This is a genomic window from Hymenobacter roseosalivarius DSM 11622, assembly GCF_900176135.1.
Classification (GTDB): Bacteria; Bacteroidota; Bacteroidia; order Cytophagales; family Hymenobacteraceae; genus Hymenobacter; species Hymenobacter roseosalivarius.
The window spans coordinates 83,451-99,932 of record NZ_FWWW01000047.1; the positions used below are offsets into that span (position 1 = coordinate 83,451).

The 16,482-nt window shown below is 52.5% G+C and carries 16 protein-coding genes; 7 read left to right on the forward strand and 9 right to left on the reverse strand.

Annotated elements, in window-relative coordinates; all coding sequences use genetic code 11:
• Window positions 1-114: 114 nt before the first annotated feature.
• Window positions 115-753 (forward strand): glycerol-3-phosphate 1-O-acyltransferase PlsY, encoded by a 639-nt coding sequence (plsY, locus tag B9A24_RS04700; protein WP_084444017.1) that lies wholly within the window; start codon window positions 115-117, stop codon window positions 751-753.
• A 122-nt stretch (window positions 754-875) separates the two neighbouring features.
• On the opposite strand, the gene B9A24_RS23180 is transcribed toward plsY, so the two are convergent.
• Window positions 876-1,211, reverse strand: a complete 336-nt coding sequence (locus B9A24_RS23180; RefSeq protein ID WP_084444018.1) for a DUF1648 domain-containing protein — start codon at window positions 1,209-1,211, stop codon at window positions 876-878.
• A 229-nt stretch (window positions 1,212-1,440) separates the two neighbouring features.
• On the opposite strand from B9A24_RS23180, the gene B9A24_RS04710 reads away from it, so the two are divergent.
• Entirely contained in the window at window positions 1,441-2,802 is a 1,362-nt protein-coding gene (locus tag B9A24_RS04710) for a dipeptidase (RefSeq protein WP_084444019.1), read from the forward strand.
• Between the two features lie 163 nt (window positions 2,803-2,965).
• On the opposite strand, the gene B9A24_RS04715 is transcribed toward B9A24_RS04710, so the two are convergent.
• From B9A24_RS04715 to B9A24_RS04730, 4 genes are all read right to left on the reverse strand, one after another.
• Window positions 2,966-3,583 carry an outer membrane beta-barrel protein gene (locus B9A24_RS04715; protein WP_159451941.1) on the reverse strand — a complete coding sequence of 206 codons (618 nt, stop codon included), beginning with the start codon at window positions 3,581-3,583 and terminating at the stop codon, window positions 2,966-2,968.
• 146 nt (window positions 3,584-3,729) lie between these two features.
• On the reverse strand, window positions 3,730-4,344 hold the full coding sequence (locus B9A24_RS04720) for a porin family protein (RefSeq protein WP_084444021.1): 615 nt from the start codon (window positions 4,342-4,344) through the stop codon (window positions 3,730-3,732).
• A gap of 165 nt (window positions 4,345-4,509) precedes the next feature.
• Entirely contained in the window at window positions 4,510-5,181 is a 672-nt protein-coding gene (locus B9A24_RS04725) for a porin family protein (RefSeq protein ID WP_084444022.1), read from the reverse strand.
• A gap of 168 nt (window positions 5,182-5,349) precedes the next feature.
• Entirely contained in the window at window positions 5,350-6,087 is a 738-nt protein-coding gene (locus B9A24_RS04730) for a porin family protein (RefSeq protein WP_084444023.1), read from the reverse strand.
• Between the two features lie 300 nt (window positions 6,088-6,387).
• Between B9A24_RS04730 and B9A24_RS04735 the strand changes: the two genes are divergently transcribed.
• Window positions 6,388-7,509 (forward strand): acyloxyacyl hydrolase, encoded by a 1,122-nt coding sequence (locus B9A24_RS04735; protein ID WP_159451942.1) that lies wholly within the window; start codon window positions 6,388-6,390, stop codon window positions 7,507-7,509.
• 215 nt (window positions 7,510-7,724) lie between these two features.
• Window positions 7,725-8,414, forward strand: coding sequence for a DUF2306 domain-containing protein (locus B9A24_RS04740; RefSeq protein WP_084444025.1), 690 nt, complete (start codon window positions 7,725-7,727; stop codon window positions 8,412-8,414).
• 183 nt (window positions 8,415-8,597) lie between these two features.
• Here the strand turns inward: B9A24_RS04740 and B9A24_RS04745 are convergent, their stop codons facing one another.
• A complete protein-coding gene (locus B9A24_RS04745) occupies window positions 8,598-9,626 on the reverse strand; it encodes a quinone-dependent dihydroorotate dehydrogenase (RefSeq protein ID WP_084444026.1) in 1,029 nt (342 codons plus the stop codon).
• 102 nt (window positions 9,627-9,728) lie between these two features.
• Entirely contained in the window at window positions 9,729-11,267 is a 1,539-nt protein-coding gene (locus B9A24_RS04750; protein ID WP_084444027.1) for a YifB family Mg chelatase-like AAA ATPase, read from the reverse strand.
• 433 nt (window positions 11,268-11,700) lie between these two features.
• On the opposite strand from B9A24_RS04750, the gene B9A24_RS04755 reads away from it, so the two are divergent.
• From B9A24_RS04755 to B9A24_RS04765, 3 genes are all read left to right on the forward strand, one after another.
• Complete coding sequence (locus B9A24_RS04755) at window positions 11,701-12,795, forward strand: HlyD family secretion protein (protein WP_084444028.1); 1,095 nt, start codon at window positions 11,701-11,703, stop codon at window positions 12,793-12,795.
• Window positions 12,796-12,873: 78 nt separating this feature from the next.
• On the forward strand, window positions 12,874-13,542 hold the full coding sequence (locus tag B9A24_RS04760; RefSeq protein WP_084444029.1) for a DUF4956 domain-containing protein: 669 nt from the start codon (window positions 12,874-12,876) through the stop codon (window positions 13,540-13,542).
• Window positions 13,543-13,675: 133 nt separating this feature from the next.
• Window positions 13,676-14,950 (forward strand): TolC family protein, encoded by a 1,275-nt coding sequence (locus tag B9A24_RS04765; protein ID WP_159451943.1) that lies wholly within the window; start codon window positions 13,676-13,678, stop codon window positions 14,948-14,950.
• Window positions 14,951-15,031: 81 nt separating this feature from the next.
• Here the strand turns inward: B9A24_RS04765 and lpcA are convergent, their stop codons facing one another.
• Both lpcA and B9A24_RS21980 read right to left on the reverse strand, forming a co-directional pair.
• On the reverse strand, window positions 15,032-15,616 hold the full coding sequence (gene lpcA / locus B9A24_RS04770) for a D-sedoheptulose 7-phosphate isomerase (RefSeq protein WP_084444031.1): 585 nt from the start codon (window positions 15,614-15,616) through the stop codon (window positions 15,032-15,034).
• Between the two features lie 2 nt (window positions 15,617-15,618).
• Complete coding sequence (locus B9A24_RS21980) at window positions 15,619-16,257, reverse strand: hypothetical protein (protein ID WP_084444032.1); 639 nt, start codon at window positions 16,255-16,257, stop codon at window positions 15,619-15,621.
• Window positions 16,258-16,482: the final 225 nt, after the last annotated feature.

The following is a 16,482-nucleotide window of genomic DNA, read 5'->3' on the forward strand; positions in this document are numbered from 1 at the left end:
ACCCGTTATGACGGCCTTTTTAGGTAATCTCATGTAGCAGGAGTTACCGCTTGCGTATAAGGTGGAGTCAGCTTCTATCTTTGAGCGACTCCACACTTTCTACCCTACCGCCCTATGAACATTCCTGCCGTGCTTGGCCTCCTCGTGGCCGCTTACCTTATCGGCTCCGTCCCGACGGCTTTGTGGGTGGGGAAGTGGTTTTTTGGCTTGGATATCCGGGAGCATGGCAGCGGCAATTCGGGGGCTACCAATACCTTTCGGGTGCTGGGCAAGCGCCCTGGCTCGGTGGTCATGGCCATTGATGTATTCAAGGGCTGGGCCGCTACGTCATTGGCCACGGTTATGCTCAACCAGGGGGCAATTCAGGCCGGCCACTTGCTGTACTTTCAGCTGACGTGCGGCGTGCTGGCCGTGGTAGGGCACATCTACCCCATCTACGCGGGCTTTCGGGGCGGCAAGGGGGTGGCCACGGTGCTGGGCATGATGCTGGCCATTGCGCCGGGAACAGTGGGCGTGTGCATCCTGGTATTTCTGGCCGTGCTGCTACTTTTCCGCTACGTGTCGCTCTCCTCTATGGCGGCGGGCGTGGCCTTCGCACTCCTGCAACTGCTGCCCCCGTTTCGGCCGGATAATTCGCTGCTGCTGGTGTTCGGCTTTGTGCTGGCCGGCCTGCTGATTTATACCCATCGAGCTAATATCGAGCGGCTCAGAGCCGGGACGGAGAGTAGGGTGCCGCTGTTTGGGCGGAAGTAATTTACGCAGGCTATAGCGACGCGGTAGTCAGATTCTCGTCTTTGGCGAAGGGAATGGTTTACTGACTTAAAGGCTAAAGGTGCCCACCATACTAGGCTGCGCTGAGTGATAGTGCCCAGTGCTTATCTGCTTGCTAGTATTCCTACCAGCAACAAGACGCATAGTACCAGACTCAGAAAAATCATTACACCTGTTCCTATTTGCCGATGCTTATCGTTTTCAGCTTCTGCCGGGTACATAAAGGGCAGAGCAGCATACAATAGCAATGGTATAAGCACGAAGCCGATAAGCATATGCTTATCCCCGAAAGAATCCGCTCCCCCTCGTGAGAAATGCATGGGAACCTGAGGAGGCAGGGAACTCCATTGCCACAAGAGGCACCCAATAGGTAATAGAAGCAGCGTAAGTGTTATGGCTTTTCTGCTCATGAATCCACTTAATTGTTTTACACTAAGCATAAAGGGTTTATTTACAGGGTGCTAGGAGATAACACAGGTAGAAAAGTAAGTAAAATTTTCAAGTCATGCAGCCAAAACAAGGATTTCAAATTCGCGGATAGTGCTGACTTGCTTTCTTCCACCTAGCTTATCTAATTGAGTACACCTCAGTCGCCATCAGATTCCTGTTTAGTAGCTGAGGTAATCAGTGTTACTTTTACTTGTCATTCCCAATCAACCTCACCGCCCCATGCCTACGTACCTCGACCAAAACAAAGACCGCTTCCTTTCCGAACTCCTCGATTGGCTCCGTATTCCGTCCGTGTCGGCCGACCCTAAGTTTAAGGGCGACGTGCTCAAGGCCGCTGACTTTCTCAAAACCCGCCTCGAAGAAGCCGGCGTAGAAAATGTGGAGCTATGCCAGACCGCCGGCTACCCCATTGTGTACGGCGACAAAATCATCGACCCCAGCCTCCCCACGGTGCTCGTGTATGGCCACTACGATGTGCAGCCCGCCGACCCATATGAGCTGTGGACGTCGCCGCCCTTCGAGCCGGTAATTAAAGACGAGAAAATCTACGCCCGAGGTGCCTGCGACGATAAAGGCCAGGTGTACATGCACGTCAAAGCCTTCGAAATGATGAGCCAGGACGGTGGCGTACCCTGCAACGTCAAGTTTATGATTGAGGGCGAGGAAGAAGTCGGTTCCAACAACCTCGGCATCTTCGTGAAAGCCAACAAGGAGAAGCTGAAGGCCAATGTCATTCTGATTTCGGACACCGGCATGCTGTCCAACGACGTGCCCAGCATTGAAGTTGGCTTGCGCGGCCTGAGCTACCACGAAGTGGAAGTAACCGGCCCCAACCGTGACTTGCACTCCGGTATTTACGGCGGCGCGGTGCCCAACCCCATCAACGTGCTCTGCCAGATGATTGCCAGTCTGCACGACGAGAACAACCACATTACAATAGCTGGCTTCTACGATAACGTAGATGAGCTGAGCGCCGAGGAGCGCGCTGAAATGGCCAAAGCCCCACACTCCGACGAGGATTTCAAAAAGAGCATCGGCCTGAAAGACATTCACGGTGAGAAAGGCTACAGCACCATCGAGCGCACCAGCATCCGACCTACATTGGATGTAAACGGCATCTGGGGTGGCTACACGGGCGAGGGTGCCAAAACGGTAATCGCCTCCAAGGCCTACGCCAAAATCTCGATGCGCCTGGTGCCCCACCAGACCTCGGCTGAAATCACCCAGAAATTCCAGGAGCATTTCCAGAAAATTGCCCCCCAGGGTGTCACCGTGAAGGTAACGCCCCACCACGGCGGCGAGCCGGTGGTCACGCCCACCGATTCCGTAGCGTATCAGGCGGCGGCCAAAGCCATTGAAGCCACCTACGGCAAAAAGCCGGTGCCTACGCGCGGCGGTGGCTCCATTCCGATTGTGGCCATGTTCAAGTCGGAGCTGGGCCTGGATACTGTGCTGCTTGGCTTCGGCCTTGATTCCGACGCTATTCACTCACCTAATGAGCATTTTGGGGTTTTCAATTTCTTCAAAGGCATTGAAACCATTCCGCACTTTTACCGCAACTACGTGGCGGCCAGCAGGTAGCGCGTGGTACTACGACTCTAAAGTCGTAGTACCACTATCGTTGCGGATGCCTGCATACTAAACTTTGTGCAACGATAGTGGTACTACGAGGCCCTGGGGGCGACTTGTAGTACCACAAAAACAAAAAAGCCCCCCAGCATATGTGCTGGGGGGCTTTTTTGTTTTATTTATTCCTATTAAAGAGTCGATACGCGACATAAAACTGCAACGCCCCGTTGCGCGCTTGCAGCTGCTGCGTCTCATCTTCCGAAAACTGGACGGCTTTAAAGATATTGCTGAGGCCGCCCAGGTAGCGCCAGCCTGCGCTGAGTCCTCCTGGATCTTGGTAGCCAAAGCCGAAGGCATAGCCATACTCAATCTGGCGAAAGGGGCCTTTCTCCACGCTAAGGGCCTCTACCGTTTCAAGGTTGCTCTTCACGGAAAGCAAACGACCCATCTGTGGGCCGGCTTCAAAGAATATGTCGGTGGTGGTGTAGCGCAGCAGAACCAAGCCGTCCAGGTAGCGCAGCTCCGATAAAATGCTCGGCCCGTAGGCAAGTGACTTGTCGCCTTTAATCGTGTACAGCCCTTCCGATTGCAACGAAAACCGCTCTCCAACGCTCATGTTCAACGTAGCGCCGCCGTGGTAGCCCACCCGAAACTTGCTGTCCACCATATCCTTGCCGACGCCGCTGCTCAAATTGCCCCCCACCTTGAGGCCCGGTCGCACGCGCACAAGCTGCCCGTAGTTGGTGGTGCTGGCGATGAGCAGCAGGATCAATCCCAAAAGAACGTTTTTCATAGAATGCCAACAGCAGAAAGCTACTAACGAAGTCATCGGTCAAAAGTAGCTACAGATGCGGCAGCTTTTTTCGTAATGGTATTAGAAGCTACAAAGCCTGTTCCCTAATTCCGGGGAACAGGCTTTGTAGCTTCTGCATGCTTCATCTACTCGCCGCCAAACGCGTACCCTAAAGAAAAATGAAACACGGAATGCCGAGTCTTGCTGTCATCGGTATCATAGCCCTTAATTGCTGAGATCCCACCATTATAGCGAATGGTTACGCTAGGCCCTGAGGTAAATTGGTAGCCAACACCAGCTAGGTATCCTACTTCAGTCCGCCTGTAGCTCCCAACGATATTACCTGGTGCGTTATCATCTTCTTTTATAGTAGCTGCCACCAGATAGCCTATCTGCGGACCAGCCTCGAATATATGGCCATCAGCGTTGATGCGGGCCAACACAGGCAAATCGATATAGTGTTCGCGTACCGAGTGCTTAATTCCATTTCCTTCCAATCGAAAACCACGTTGGGAGTACAAAAGCTCAGGCTGCAAAGAAAGGAACCCGCCACTGGTCAATGGAGCGTTGAGTGTTAGTCCGCCGTGCAAGCCAAACTGTGATGTAGGCTTAGTGTTAAATGCTGTTTTAAAAATCCTGGTGCCATCACCAACGTAATTCGACAAGTTAGCGCCGGTTCTGAGGCCCAGCTTTACGCTCTGCGCGTGGCTAAAGGATGCAACAGTTGTAGTTAGCACCAAGAAGAGAATAACCTTTTTCATAACTACTTATAATCGAGATGAAAGTGTGACTGAAAAATGCCTTTCCCCATCCAAGGACGCGGCGACAATAAGCACACTGGATATTGTAAATTATATATAGTAACCAAAGAGCCCACCCTCTTATTGTAGAAGGTGGGCTCTTAAATTGTTATAGATCAACAGGTTCTAGCGGCTCGGAATCAGGTAGCCGAGCGACACCTGAAACACCTGGTTGCGGGCGTTGCGCAACTCATCGTCGCGGTAGCCGTCTTTAGCGAAGTCAGTAAAGGAGCCATTATAGCGCAGGCCCAGCAGCAGGCCGCTTTCGCTCTGGTAGCCGAGGCCGGCCGCGTAGCCGATTTCGTTGCGGTTCACCTCCTCCAGGTTCTGCTCATTCTGCACTTTGCTGAATACGGTGCCGTTGGTCGTGCGCTCCGACTCGTCTTTCACGCTGAGCAGGTAGCTATACTGCGGGCCGCCCTCGAAGAAAACGCCCCCCGTGTTGATTTTGAGCAGCAACGGCACGTCGATGTAGTTGTAGGTCTGCGTGCCTTTGTAGGTATAGCTCTGGCCCAGGAAGGTGAACTGGTTATCGGCGTATTTGTAGCCTTTCTGGGAAAACAAAACCTCGGGCTGCACGGAGAGGAAGCCGTCATCTACGAGGCCAATATTCAACATTACGCCGCCGTGGGCACCAAACTTGTTTTCATAAATGTCCTCGTTGGTCAGGTCGCCGGAGAGGTTGGAGTAATTGGCACCGCCCTTGATGCCAAAGCGAATACCCTGAGCATGAGCATCGGAAGAATCGAAGGCCGCGGCCGATAGCAGGGTGGCGAGTACGAATGCAGTTTTTTTCATGGCGCAAAAAAGGTTTGGTTAGATAAATTGCACACCCCGGCCACAGACGAAAAGTGTGCCAGCGGCACAAAAAATGCCATGAAAAGGGATTATTCAGATTTTTAACAGCACAAAAAAACGGGTTGCCAGCGCCTGGCAACCCGTTCTAAGAAGCTGAACAGCAACTACCTATTTCGTCGGAATCAGGTAGCCCAGCTGTAGGGTAAAAGCGTTGTTGAATGCTTTCGGCTCGTTGTCTTGGTTTTTGGTATCAATAAGGGAATTGAAACCACGAGCATAACGCAGGCCCAGGCTGAGTCCGCCTTCCGTCATGTAGCCAAGGCCGGCCACACCACTGATGTCGAACTGCGCCAGGTCAGATTTATAGGCGTCGTCGCGGCTGACACCGGTGTAATCAAGGAAGCCGGAATTGTCTTCCACCTTATCCTTGTCGCCATTGGCGAATTTGGTAGTTGTTTGGCTCTTGTTCTTGGAGCCAAACAAGTAGCTTACCTGTGGGCCAAGCTCAAAGAAAAGCCCCCCAGCATTGATTTTGGCCAGCAATGGCGCATCTAGGTAGTGCAGAACACGCGACTGCTCAATTTCTAGCTTAGAAATTCCAGCTCCGGGGTTAGTTTGCGTAGAGCTGATTTCGTAGCCCTTGCGGTTGTACAGCAATTCAGGGGCGAAGGAGAAGAAACCATCGGAGCTGAGCGGGATGGTGAGCGCTACACCAGCATTATAGCCCAGCTTGTAATCGCCAAAATCGCTGCTATATCCTGCGCCCGTAATCTGCTGTACGTTGTCGCCGCTGATGTTCGAGTAAGTGGCACCGGCTTTTAAGCCAATGCGGAAGCCGCCCGGGTCCTGAGCTTGGGCGACGGAGGCCGTCAGAAGGCCTAAAGCCAGTACTGCAAACTTTTTCATAAAAAGGATAAAAGGTTTTTGTAAAACATTGTAAATCTGGTATTAATGCCAGCAGGACAAACGATTGTCAGGGCCTCTTACCGTAAAAGAGTGTATAAAAGTTGCGGCCCAGGTTGTAATTAATGCTAGTTTAATAACAGCGAAAACCTATTCTTAATACTCATGTTTCCGTCAAGTGCAAAGAGGTCAGGCGCTTAGTTGCCTCCTAGCACTTGTCTTGTTTCCAAAGCACGGTGCCACAGGTTTTGCTAATTTTGAGTCGCGTCACGCTGCTCTATGGTTATTTTTGGTCGATTGAAATTGGGTCTTATTGTTGTGGCCGCCTGTATTGGACTGAGCTTTTTTGGTCAGCTGGCCCAGGCCCAGAGTCGTCAGAAAACGCCCGAAACGGCCCCATTCCGCGAGCCGATGGTGCTGGGAGCTTATGTGCAGGGTGGGTTCATTATTGCTCATACTCCGCGAGTAGCTCATCTAGTGAAGGCCCACCCCACGGGGTTTGAACTGAATATGCAGCGGCAAACCGCCGGAAATGCCCCCTGGCACGCCTGGTACCGCTACCCGAAAGTTGGGCTGGCTTTCACTTACTACGACTATCATAATCCAGTGCTGGGCCAGTCGTACGCGGCTACCGCGTACCTGAACAAATCATTTCTGCGCACGGCCCGCCACGAGCTGAACCTGCGGATCGGCACGGGCCTGGGCTATTTCCCGGTGCGCTTCGACCAGGAAACCAATCACAAAAACCTGATTGTCAGCTCGCGCCTGAATGCCACGCTGCAACTCCGGGCCGAATATGATGTGGCCATTTCGGAGCATGTAGGCTTGTTGCTGGGCGTGGGACTCAACCATTATTCCAACGGCGCAACCACGAAACCTAATCTGGGCATCAACATCCCGACGGTGGTGCTGGGCCTGAACTATCATCAGCAGCGCCCGTTTCGGCCGGTGGCGGCTGTGCCGGGCTACGTGCCTGAGGATATCGGTCGGAACTTCCTGAACCTGAGCGGCACACTGGGCTATAAGCAGCGCAACGAATCGAGTCGGCAGAAGTATCTGGTGAATTCCCTGACGGTGCTGGCCGGCCGGCGCATCAACCGCAAGAGCAACTTGGTGGCCGGCTTGGAGGGCTTCTACGACCGGGGCCTGCTGGCCGAGCAGCGCGACACTATCCGAACGGGCGAGAACCTGATCGACGTGAAAAAAGCCGGGGTACTCGTCGGTCATGAGCTGCTGTTTGGGCGCATGGCAGTGGTCACGCACTTAGGCGTTTACGTATATAATCCGTACAAATCGAACAGCTTTTACTACGAGCGCATAGGCTTGAAATACCACGTTACGGAGCGGCTTTTCGGATCCGTCGACTTGAAAGTACACCGCGGTGCCGCCGACGTAATTGAGTGGCGGGTGGGATTGAAGCTTTAGGGAATCCAGCCAGTGCACCGCTTTATGGCAGCGCTGGCACGATAAAAAAAGCCCCCGGCGCAGGCAGCCGCCAGCAATTCATCAGCCCGAGCGGTTACTTCACCTAGTTATTCCGACGTTTCAGTATTATTTCGGAAATACAAATCCCGTTTTCGCCCACATTTGACAGCAAACGACCAGAGTTAGTTGATACTCAATACTTATTCGCTGCTGTCATGGACGAGCTATTGCTGCTGAACCGTTGGGTGCATATCGGGGCCGGATTCGTGGGCTTTTTCATGGCGCCGGCTGCTCTGGCAGTGCGCAAAGGGGGCAGCGCGCATCGGCTCTGGGGTCGTATTTTCTTCTGGGCCATGGTAATAGCGGGCACCACGGCTATCTTCTCGGCCAGTGTTAAGGGGCTCACCTTTTTGCTGCTGACTGGTATTTTCAGCCTGTATCTGGCCTGGTTTGGCTACCGCTCCCTCTACCACAAGCACATGGGCCAGGGCCAGCAAGCATCCGTCTACGACTGGATAGGGGTAGGGCTGGGACTGGTGGTTTTCGGGGGCACGATTGTCTACGGCGTGCTTACGCGCAATGTCATTTCGCTCGTGTTTGGCAGCATTGGGGCCAATTTTGCTGTGCAGCAGCTGCGGGCGTTTCGGCGTTCTAGTCCCTGGCCTACGGGCCAATGGCTGCACAACCATATATCGGGCTTCGTAGGCGCCTATATCGCGGCAGTGTCTGCTTTTTCGGCTACCAGTCTCACGTTCATTCCTTGGCCCTGGAATTTTCTGTGGCCTACGCTGGTCATGGTGCCGCCGCTGGTGTGGGTGCAACGGCGCTACAAAGCCAAGTTCTCGCATGGGCAGCGGCCTGAAGAGGTGGTAGAAGTGCGTTTGCAAAAGCAGGTGCCAGCTTAATTATTCGTTGCCAGAGCCAGCAGGAAAGTTCTCTTCAGAAATGCTAGCTGTTTAGGCCGTCATGCAGAGCGAAGCGAAGTATCTCGCGTGTTTACCTGGAATAGCAACCAGACACAGAACGCGAGATGCTTCGCTCCGCTCTGCATGACGGCCTGACCAAATAAGGCTATATGTTAGCAATGACTACTGCACCAACGCCTTATTAATCCGCTTTACAAGCGCGGGACCTTCATAAATAAAGCCAGTGTAAAGCTGTACCAGCGCCGCGCCGGCTGCTAGTTTCTCCTGGGCATCAGCGGCCGAAAAAATGCCCCCCACACCAATAATAGGCAGTTCGCCGTTCGATTTGTGGTGTAGATACCGAATAACCTCCGTGGCGCGCTGACGCAGCGGGCGACCACTCAGACCGCCTGCGCCCAACTGTTGTACTTGTTGGGGGGCAATTTGCAGCCCTTCGCGACTGATGGTGGTGTTGGTGGCTACCAGTCCGCTCAGCTGCGTTTCGCGGGCGATGAGCAGGATGTCGTCAAGCTGGCCGTCGGTAAGGTCAGGCGCGATTTTGAGCAGCAGCGGCTTGGGATTGGGATGGGCTTGGTTGCGGGTCTGTACTTGCTGGAGCAAGTCAATCAGGGGGGCTTTTTCCTGAAGCTGTCGCAGATTGGGCGTGTTGGGCGAGCTGACGTTGACTACGAAATAATCAACCACATCAAAGAGCGCATCGAAACAGGCCACATAATCGGCGGCGGCGTGCTCATTGGGCGTGTCCTTATTCTTGCCAATGTTGCCACCGATGAGCATGGATGAGCGTCGCTGGCGGAGGCGCGTGGCTACGGCTTCAGCGCCGTCGTTGTTGAAGCCCATGCGGTTAATAAGGGCCGCATCAGCTGGCAGCCGAAACAGACGCGGGGCTGGGTTGCCCGGCTGCGCCCGCGGCGTCACTGTCCCTATTTCGACAAACCCGAAGCCCAGCGCTGCCAATTCATCGGTGAGGTCGGCGTTTTTATCGAAGCCCGCTGCCAGGCCTATGGGGTTCCTGAACTTTAGCCCGAAAATCTCCCGTTCTAGGCTAGGATGCTGAAAATCGTAGAGGCCGCGCAGCAAAGCCGCGGTGCCGGGTACTCGGTAGCCGCGCTTAAGATTATCGAAAACAAAGTGATGCGTGTGCTCCGCGTCGAGCTGAAACAGGAGGGGTTTGACGAAGCGCTTATACATTTATCAATTAACATTTACCAATGAACAAGTAATGCATGAGCGTTGAGCATAGCAATCAGTTGACGTGCGTCGGTAAATGTTACTTGATAAATGTTAAATAAATCATCCCGCCCAGCCTTCCCGGTCCAGACTGCGGTACTGAATGGCTTCCGCCAGGTGCTCGATGCGAATTTCTTCGGTGCCTGCTAGGTCGGCGATGGTGCGGGCTACTTTCAGGATGCGGTCGTAGGCGCGGGCTGAAAGGCCCAGGCGCTCCATAGCCGTTTTGAGGAGGGCGCGGCCGGCCGTATTGATCTGGCAGATATCCTTCACCATTTGCGAAGGCATCATGGCGTTGGAGTGAATATCAGAGAAGTCTTTAAACCTGTCGCTTTGCACGGCCCGCGCCTTTTCTACCCGTTGCTGAATATCGGCGCTGCTCTCCGATTTACGCGTTTCTGTCATCTGGTCGAAGGTCACGGGCGTGACTTCCACGTGTAGGTCGATGCGGTCGAGTAAGGGGCCGCTTACCTTGTTAAGATAGCGCTGCACTACGCCGGGGCCGCAAACGCACTCCTTCTCGGGATGGTTATAGTAGCCGCACGGGCACGGGTTCATGCTGGCGATAAGCATGAAGTTGGCCGGAAACTCAATGCTCACTTTGGCTCGCGAGATGGTCACGCGGCGCTCTTCCAGCGGCTGGCGCATCACCTCAAGCACGGTGCGCTTAAACTCCGGCAGCTCATCCAGAAACAGCACCCCATTGTGGGAAAGCGAGATTTCGCCCGGCTGCGGGTTGCTGCCCCCGCCCACCAGCGCCACATCCGAAATAGTGTGGTGCGGTGCCCGAAACGGCCGCGTCGTCAGCAAGGAAGCATTAGTGCCCAACTTGCCGGCTACCGAGTGAATCTTGGTAGTTTCGAGTGCCTCCTGCATGGAGAGCAGCGGTAGAATACTGGGCAGGCGCTTGGCCAGCATGGTTTTACCGGCGCCGGGTGGGCCAATCATAATGGCATTATGCCCCCCGGCGGCCGCTATTTCCAGGGCACGCTTGATGTTTTCCTGGCCCTGCACGTCGGCGAAGTCGGCGGTGTACTGATTGACGGTGTGCTGAAATACGTCGCGGGTATCGATGCGCAGGGGGGCAATTTCCTCACGCCCCTCGAAAAAGTCGATGGCCTGCTGCATGCTGTCCACCGGAATAACATCTAGGTTGTTCACAATGGCGGCTTCCTGGGCGTTTTCGCGGGGCAGAATAAAGCCTTTGAAGCCTTCCTTACGGGCCTGAATGGCGATGGGCAGTACGCCGCGAATAGGTCGTAGGCTGCCATCTAGGGCCAATTCGCCCATGATAATATACTCGCCTAATCGTTCAGTATTCAACTGTTGGGAAGCGTGCAAAATGCCCAGGGCAATGGGCAGGTCGTAGGCCGAGCCTTCTTTGCGTACATCGGCCGGAGCCATATTCACGACCACCTTGGTGCGTGGCATCCGATACCCCCGAAATTTTAAAGCGGATTCAATGCGCTGCTGGCTTTCCTTAATCGCATTATCGGCTAGGCCGACTACATAAAATAGTGTTCCCTGCGATACAACTACTTCAATTGTAATGGTATTGGCATTAACACCCTGCACGGCCGAGCCGTAGGTTTTGGTAAGCATTGATAAACGATGAATAGAATAAGATGAAAGCCGAATCAAAGATAGACACCAAAAAGCCGGCCTTATTTGAAGTCGGCTTTTTTAGTGGGACAGATTTTGTACAGTAGCCACATGTAGTTGCTTAGGGTGCATGGGTGTAGAGAATAGGGACAGATATCAGTGTTTTGAATTAATAGAAAAAAATATGATTAAATAACGATAAAACAGTAGAAATACGTCAAATAATTAGTAAGAAAATAGTGAGTACATACTTTGCTGCGTTGACCCTTAATTCCCATCAATAGCGGCAAAAGTTATCATTCTGAAAATGAGGTGAAATAAAAGCCTTGGCTTGTTGGCGTAATTATTGGTCTATTTATATTCTTGACGGTAATTGAATTATTGAAATAAGTACTGTTTCTTAAATCTGAGGTAGAGCTAATTTTTATTGCTTATGATAAAGCTCTTTTTAAAAAGAAACCTGCTCTTGGCAGCCACGCCGCTAGTAATAGGAACGGCAGTGGTGGAATTGGCCCCCACTGCCATCCCTTACACCATTGATACGAGCAGTTTGGTAATGCCGATTAGTGAATGGACCCTGAGCCGAGCCCAGAACGGCAACTTGATTTCTACTCTAAAAGATAATCGCACGGGCCGGTTGAATGCTTTTTCGGCATCAGTATTTCAGAGAGGCTACCAAGCTGATTTTCAGTTGAATCCGAAAATATATCACCAGCCTTACCTGAGCAAAGGCGATACGGTAGCCAATATGTATTCCAATCAGGATCAGGAACGGTTGGTACAATTGCAGGGTGAACTGGCTGTGCAGGAAGCGGAGCTAGAGCTTGTCAGTACTGGTCAGAAATCTGCGGATGTGGAAGGAGTAGTGAATCAGCTGGCCCTTGCTCAGCAGGAGCTCGCGGCTCAACGCGTTCTGACTCAGCGCACAGTGGCGCTTCACCAAGACTCGTTGACATCATTGCAGGAATATGAGCTAGCCCTGAATACCCTCCGAGTGCGCGAGCTAAATGTCGGTAGGATTGAGGCTGGCTATAAGTCCGCTACTACCGGCAGCAAACCCGAACAAGTCAGAGTTATCCGCACCCGAATTAACTCCCTTCAACGACAAATTCAGCACATCAAGCAAGGCTTAAAAGAATTAACGGTAGTGTCACCGGTTTCGGGAACCGTACTGCTACAGAAAGCAGCGGCAAATCCAATGGAGGAAGTATTGGTATCGGTGGCTGATAATTCAGCCTACGTCGTGTTGCTGCCAGTAAATTATCTGGAGAAGAACTACGTCCAGCTACGGCAGAAAATAGAGGTAGCGGTAACTGGAACTACCCAAACGGCGGTCGGCAGAATAATTGGTATTGATAATACAGTACAAATCGTGGATGGACGGCAGGCGTTCTTTGTCACCGCTTTGATTGACGATAAAAAAGCCCCCCTGGTGCCGGGCATGGTCGTCAGAACAACTATTTCGTGCCAACCTATTTCCTTAAAAGGCCACGTAGCACGCACGGCAGAATCGCTTCTTCTGTATTAAGCATGAGCTAACTAGCTCATGCGCTTATGCTTAACTTATACTTGTTTGGTTGGCGCTCAGCGTTAATCTTTTCTTTCTATGCAGCGAGATATTCAGGCAGTTTTCAATTTTTCTATCACCGTTCGGGAGGTATTGGGCAATACGATGTGGGCTGCGGTGTGCGGGCTACTTATTTCCTTTTTCTACGTCATTGCTTTTCGAAAAAGTAGTTACTCAGTTAATCTAATTAAGTCTATTGTGATGCTAACCATGATTACGGCCTTCGTAATGATGGTAGTAGGGGATAACTTGGCGCAGGCATTTAGCATGGTGGGCATTTTGTCCATCATTCGGTTTCGGACCGCCACGAAGGCCGCCCAAGACTTTATGTTCCTTTTTTTCGCTTTGGCCATTGGCCTGGCCTGCGGAGAAGGATTGTATTCGGTTGCTTTAGTTGGGTGCCTGCTTATCGGTTTGGTAACCACTGCCATGACTCACGGCCTCGCTACCACGCAACAAGACGATTTCATTCTGACCATTGTTCGCAAGGCCACCCTCAGTACAGAGAGTGACTATACACCCATCTTACAGGCTTTCTGTAAGCGGTTCAAGGTAGTGAGCACACAGACTTCTAAGCTGAAGAAGGACTCGCTCACGCAATTCTCTTATAGCGCCAGTTTGAAAAACGCTAGTAGTAGCGAAGCCTTAGTCGAAGCCTTAAAAGAGGTGGAAGGGGTCAGACAGGTTACGCTTGCCTTGGAGGAGTAGCAACTTAAGCCATACGTCCATGCATTCGCTCTTACTACTGCTAGCTACTTGTTCGGTGCAAGTAATAGGCAAGCTCAGGTTGTCCGTTTTTAAATGGCAGAAAGCGTCATGGGGGGCTTTTGTCTTCTGCTTATTGTGCCACACTGCTTCAGGCCAGAAAATCTGGACACTAGAGGAATGTCTGGCCTTTGCGCAAACCCATAACCTGCAGATTCAGCAAGCTACTTTGTTCCAGGATAAAAGCAGGGTGCAGCTCCACGCGGCAAAAAACTTCTTTCTGCCGACCGTCAATGCCCGCGTGCGCTCGGCCGGTAACTGGGGGTTTTTGATTGATCCTTCCACGAACGAGTTATCAAACCAGTTCAATTTCGGCAATCAGGCGGCCTTAAATTTTAACCTGAATTTATTCGATGGTTTTGCTTCTTCTTCGCAAGTCAAGCTGCGGCGTCAGCAAATGGCGGCGGCCACGTATGGACACCAAACAAGCAGTAATGCCATTTCGCTGGATATCGTCTATGCTTTTCTGCAGGTATTACTCAGCCAAGAGCAATTAGCTAATTCTAAGCTGCGGGCGGCTTATTTAGTTGAGCAGCAAAGGAAGGTAAGGATGCAGGCAGAAAAGGGCATACTTAGCAAAAGAGACTTGCTTAGCCTGCAATCGCAGGTGGCGGCGGAAGATCTGCTGACCGTTTACGCAGAGAATAACGTGGAGCAAGCCTTATTTACCTTGAGTCAGGTGATTGGCTTACCAATCACGGAGACGATGGCTGTGAAACCAGTTGAAATATCCGACCAAGAGCTAACGCCGGACCTCATGAGTGAAGAGGTACTGACCGTAGCAGCTACGGTTCTTCCCGATTTGAAGGCCGCGCAGGCGAGGGTGGAAGCCGCGCACTATGCCTGGCAAGTGGGGCGGGCTACCTACAAACCAGTATTAGCGCTTACAGCCCAGTTAGCAACGCGCACCTCGAATTATAAAACCGAGAGGTTTGAAAACCAAATCCTGGATAATCTGAACCGGCGGGTTGGCTTATCGTTAAATGTGCCCCTTTTCAGCCGTTTCCAGATGCAGAGCACCGACCAATTGGCTAAGCTGGACATTGAGGCTGCGCGGCTAAGCTACCAGCAGGTAAACCAGGAGCTCAACGGAAAAGTAAGAAGTGCATTTTTAAATTACAGAGCTGCTGCCAAAAAGTACCAGGCCCTGCAATTGCAGTACGGCGTTATTGGCGAGGAACACCGGTACGCGGCCAAAATGCTGGAGTTAGGAGGCATTGATGCCGTAGAGTACAGCATAACCCGAAGCCGATTAATAACGGCCCAATCTGAACTGGTGCAGGCCAAATACGACTGTTTTTTTAAACAGCAGATGTTGAATTTCTATCAGGGAAAACCTCTGGCGTTTTAGTATCAAAAGACCTCGTGCCAACAGCTTAGTGCTATGTCTTGGTCTTTTAGGAAGAAAAGCTTCGTGCTTACCGCCGCAAGTTTATTTCACCAACTCCTCAATTAGGAGAATCATAATATGAATCGCCTTGATATGAATCTCCTGAATTCTGTCGGCAAAACCTGAATGCGGAGCCCGAATCTCGACGTCGCAGAGGGCGGCTAATTGCCCCCCATCCTTGCCTGTGAGGCCCACAACGCGCATTCCGGCTGCTTTGGCCGCTTCGGCGGCGCGCAATACGTTGGGCGAGTTGCCACTGGTACTTATGGCGAGCAGTACATCACCGGGACGGCCCAGGGCCTGCACGTAGCGACCAAATACGTGGTCGTAGCCATAGTCATTTGCCACGCAACTCATGTGCGAGGCATCGGTGAGAGCAATGGCCGCCAGGGCGGGACGGTCGTGGCGGTAACGGCCGCTGAGTTCCTCGGCAAAATGCTGCGCATCACAGAGAGAGCCGCCGTTGCCACAGCTCAGGAGTTTGCCTCCCAGCTGTAAGCTGCCGGCCATGAGGCGGGCAGCTTGCTCGATGGCGGTAATATTGGTTGGATCAGCTAGAAAACGGTCAAGGACCGTGCGAGCCTCCGTAAGCTCGGCCTGAATGCGGTTAGTAAGCGAATCGGTCACTATTAGGGTTGGGAAGAGGGATACTGCGTAGGTCGTGGTGTCTCGAGGTCGGCGGCAGAAGCGGGCGGAATGTTAGAATGCGGGGGCGTTTCGGCTACGTTGGTATTGGGGGGCAAATTAGTCCCCGGCGCAGGGTCAGCGGGCACTACATATACGGGGTCGAGACGGGTAGTCGTGGTGGTCGTAGTTGCGGCCGGCTCTGGGGTTGGCGCTGGAGTTGTCGGTGCTACGGGAGTAGGAGGTGCAACTGGTGTAACAGGTACAACGGGTGCTGCTGTGGTAACAGGCCGAGTGGGTGCTGCCGGAGCCGCTGTGGTAACTGGGCGTGCCTGTAAATCTCGGTCGCGCTGCTCCATCTGATGGTCATAGAGGCGGGCTTTCAACTCGTTTACCTTGCCTTCCTGGCGGGAAAGGTCGCGTTTCAAGGCCACATTATACAGGTTCTCTACGATCAGCTCCAAAGCCAGCAATACGGCTCCGATAACAAACATGGTGTTATAAAATGTTGCCAACCCTAAGTCACCACTCAATCCCATCGACGACATCATAAAGTCGCGGGAAGCGGGCATCAGGATAAACAGCAGCGCCAGGAGCAAATACACCATGACGACTACATTGACTAAGCGTTTGAAACCAAGCATAGGAGGAGAGAGCTAAGTTGAAGAAAAGCCGGTGGTTGCACTACGCGCGAAAGCCACAACGGCGGGCTAAATATAGACCTTTACCCATTTTCGTCGCGTAGTGCAACCCTGGCACCATCCTGCTAAACGCATCCAAGCCTTACACGGTTGAATTTAGGTGCTTTTTCCAAGGCCTGGGGGGCTTTTTAAGCAAAGCGCAACTCAACGCTACCTATTTCTTTTCGC

Coding starts and splice junctions, on each gene's coding strand:
- plsY (WP_084444017.1), top strand. CDS start 115: ATGAACATTCCTGCCGTGCTTGGCCTCCTCGTGGCCGCTTACCTTATC.
- B9A24_RS23180 (WP_084444018.1), bottom strand. CDS start 1,211: ATGCTTAGTGTAAAACAATTAAGTGGATTCATGAGCAGAAAAGCCATA.
- B9A24_RS04710 (WP_084444019.1), top strand. CDS start 1,441: ATGCCTACGTACCTCGACCAAAACAAAGACCGCTTCCTTTCCGAACTC.
- B9A24_RS04715 (WP_159451941.1), bottom strand. CDS start 3,583: ATGAAAAACGTTCTTTTGGGATTGATCCTGCTGCTCATCGCCAGCACC.
- B9A24_RS04720 (WP_084444021.1), bottom strand. CDS start 4,344: ATGAAAAAGGTTATTCTCTTCTTGGTGCTAACTACAACTGTTGCATCC.
- B9A24_RS04725 (WP_084444022.1), bottom strand. CDS start 5,181: ATGAAAAAAACTGCATTCGTACTCGCCACCCTGCTATCGGCCGCGGCC.
- B9A24_RS04730 (WP_084444023.1), bottom strand. CDS start 6,087: ATGAAAAAGTTTGCAGTACTGGCTTTAGGCCTTCTGACGGCCTCCGTC.
- B9A24_RS04740 (WP_084444025.1), top strand. CDS start 7,725: ATGGACGAGCTATTGCTGCTGAACCGTTGGGTGCATATCGGGGCCGGA.
- B9A24_RS04745 (WP_084444026.1), bottom strand. CDS start 9,626: ATGTATAAGCGCTTCGTCAAACCCCTCCTGTTTCAGCTCGACGCGGAG.
- B9A24_RS04750 (WP_084444027.1), bottom strand. CDS start 11,267: ATGCTTACCAAAACCTACGGCTCGGCCGTGCAGGGTGTTAATGCCAAT.
- B9A24_RS04755 (WP_084444028.1), top strand. CDS start 11,701: ATGATAAAGCTCTTTTTAAAAAGAAACCTGCTCTTGGCAGCCACGCCG.
- B9A24_RS04760 (WP_084444029.1), top strand. CDS start 12,874: ATGCAGCGAGATATTCAGGCAGTTTTCAATTTTTCTATCACCGTTCGG.
- B9A24_RS21980 (WP_084444032.1), bottom strand. CDS start 16,257: ATGCTTGGTTTCAAACGCTTAGTCAATGTAGTCGTCATGGTGTATTTG.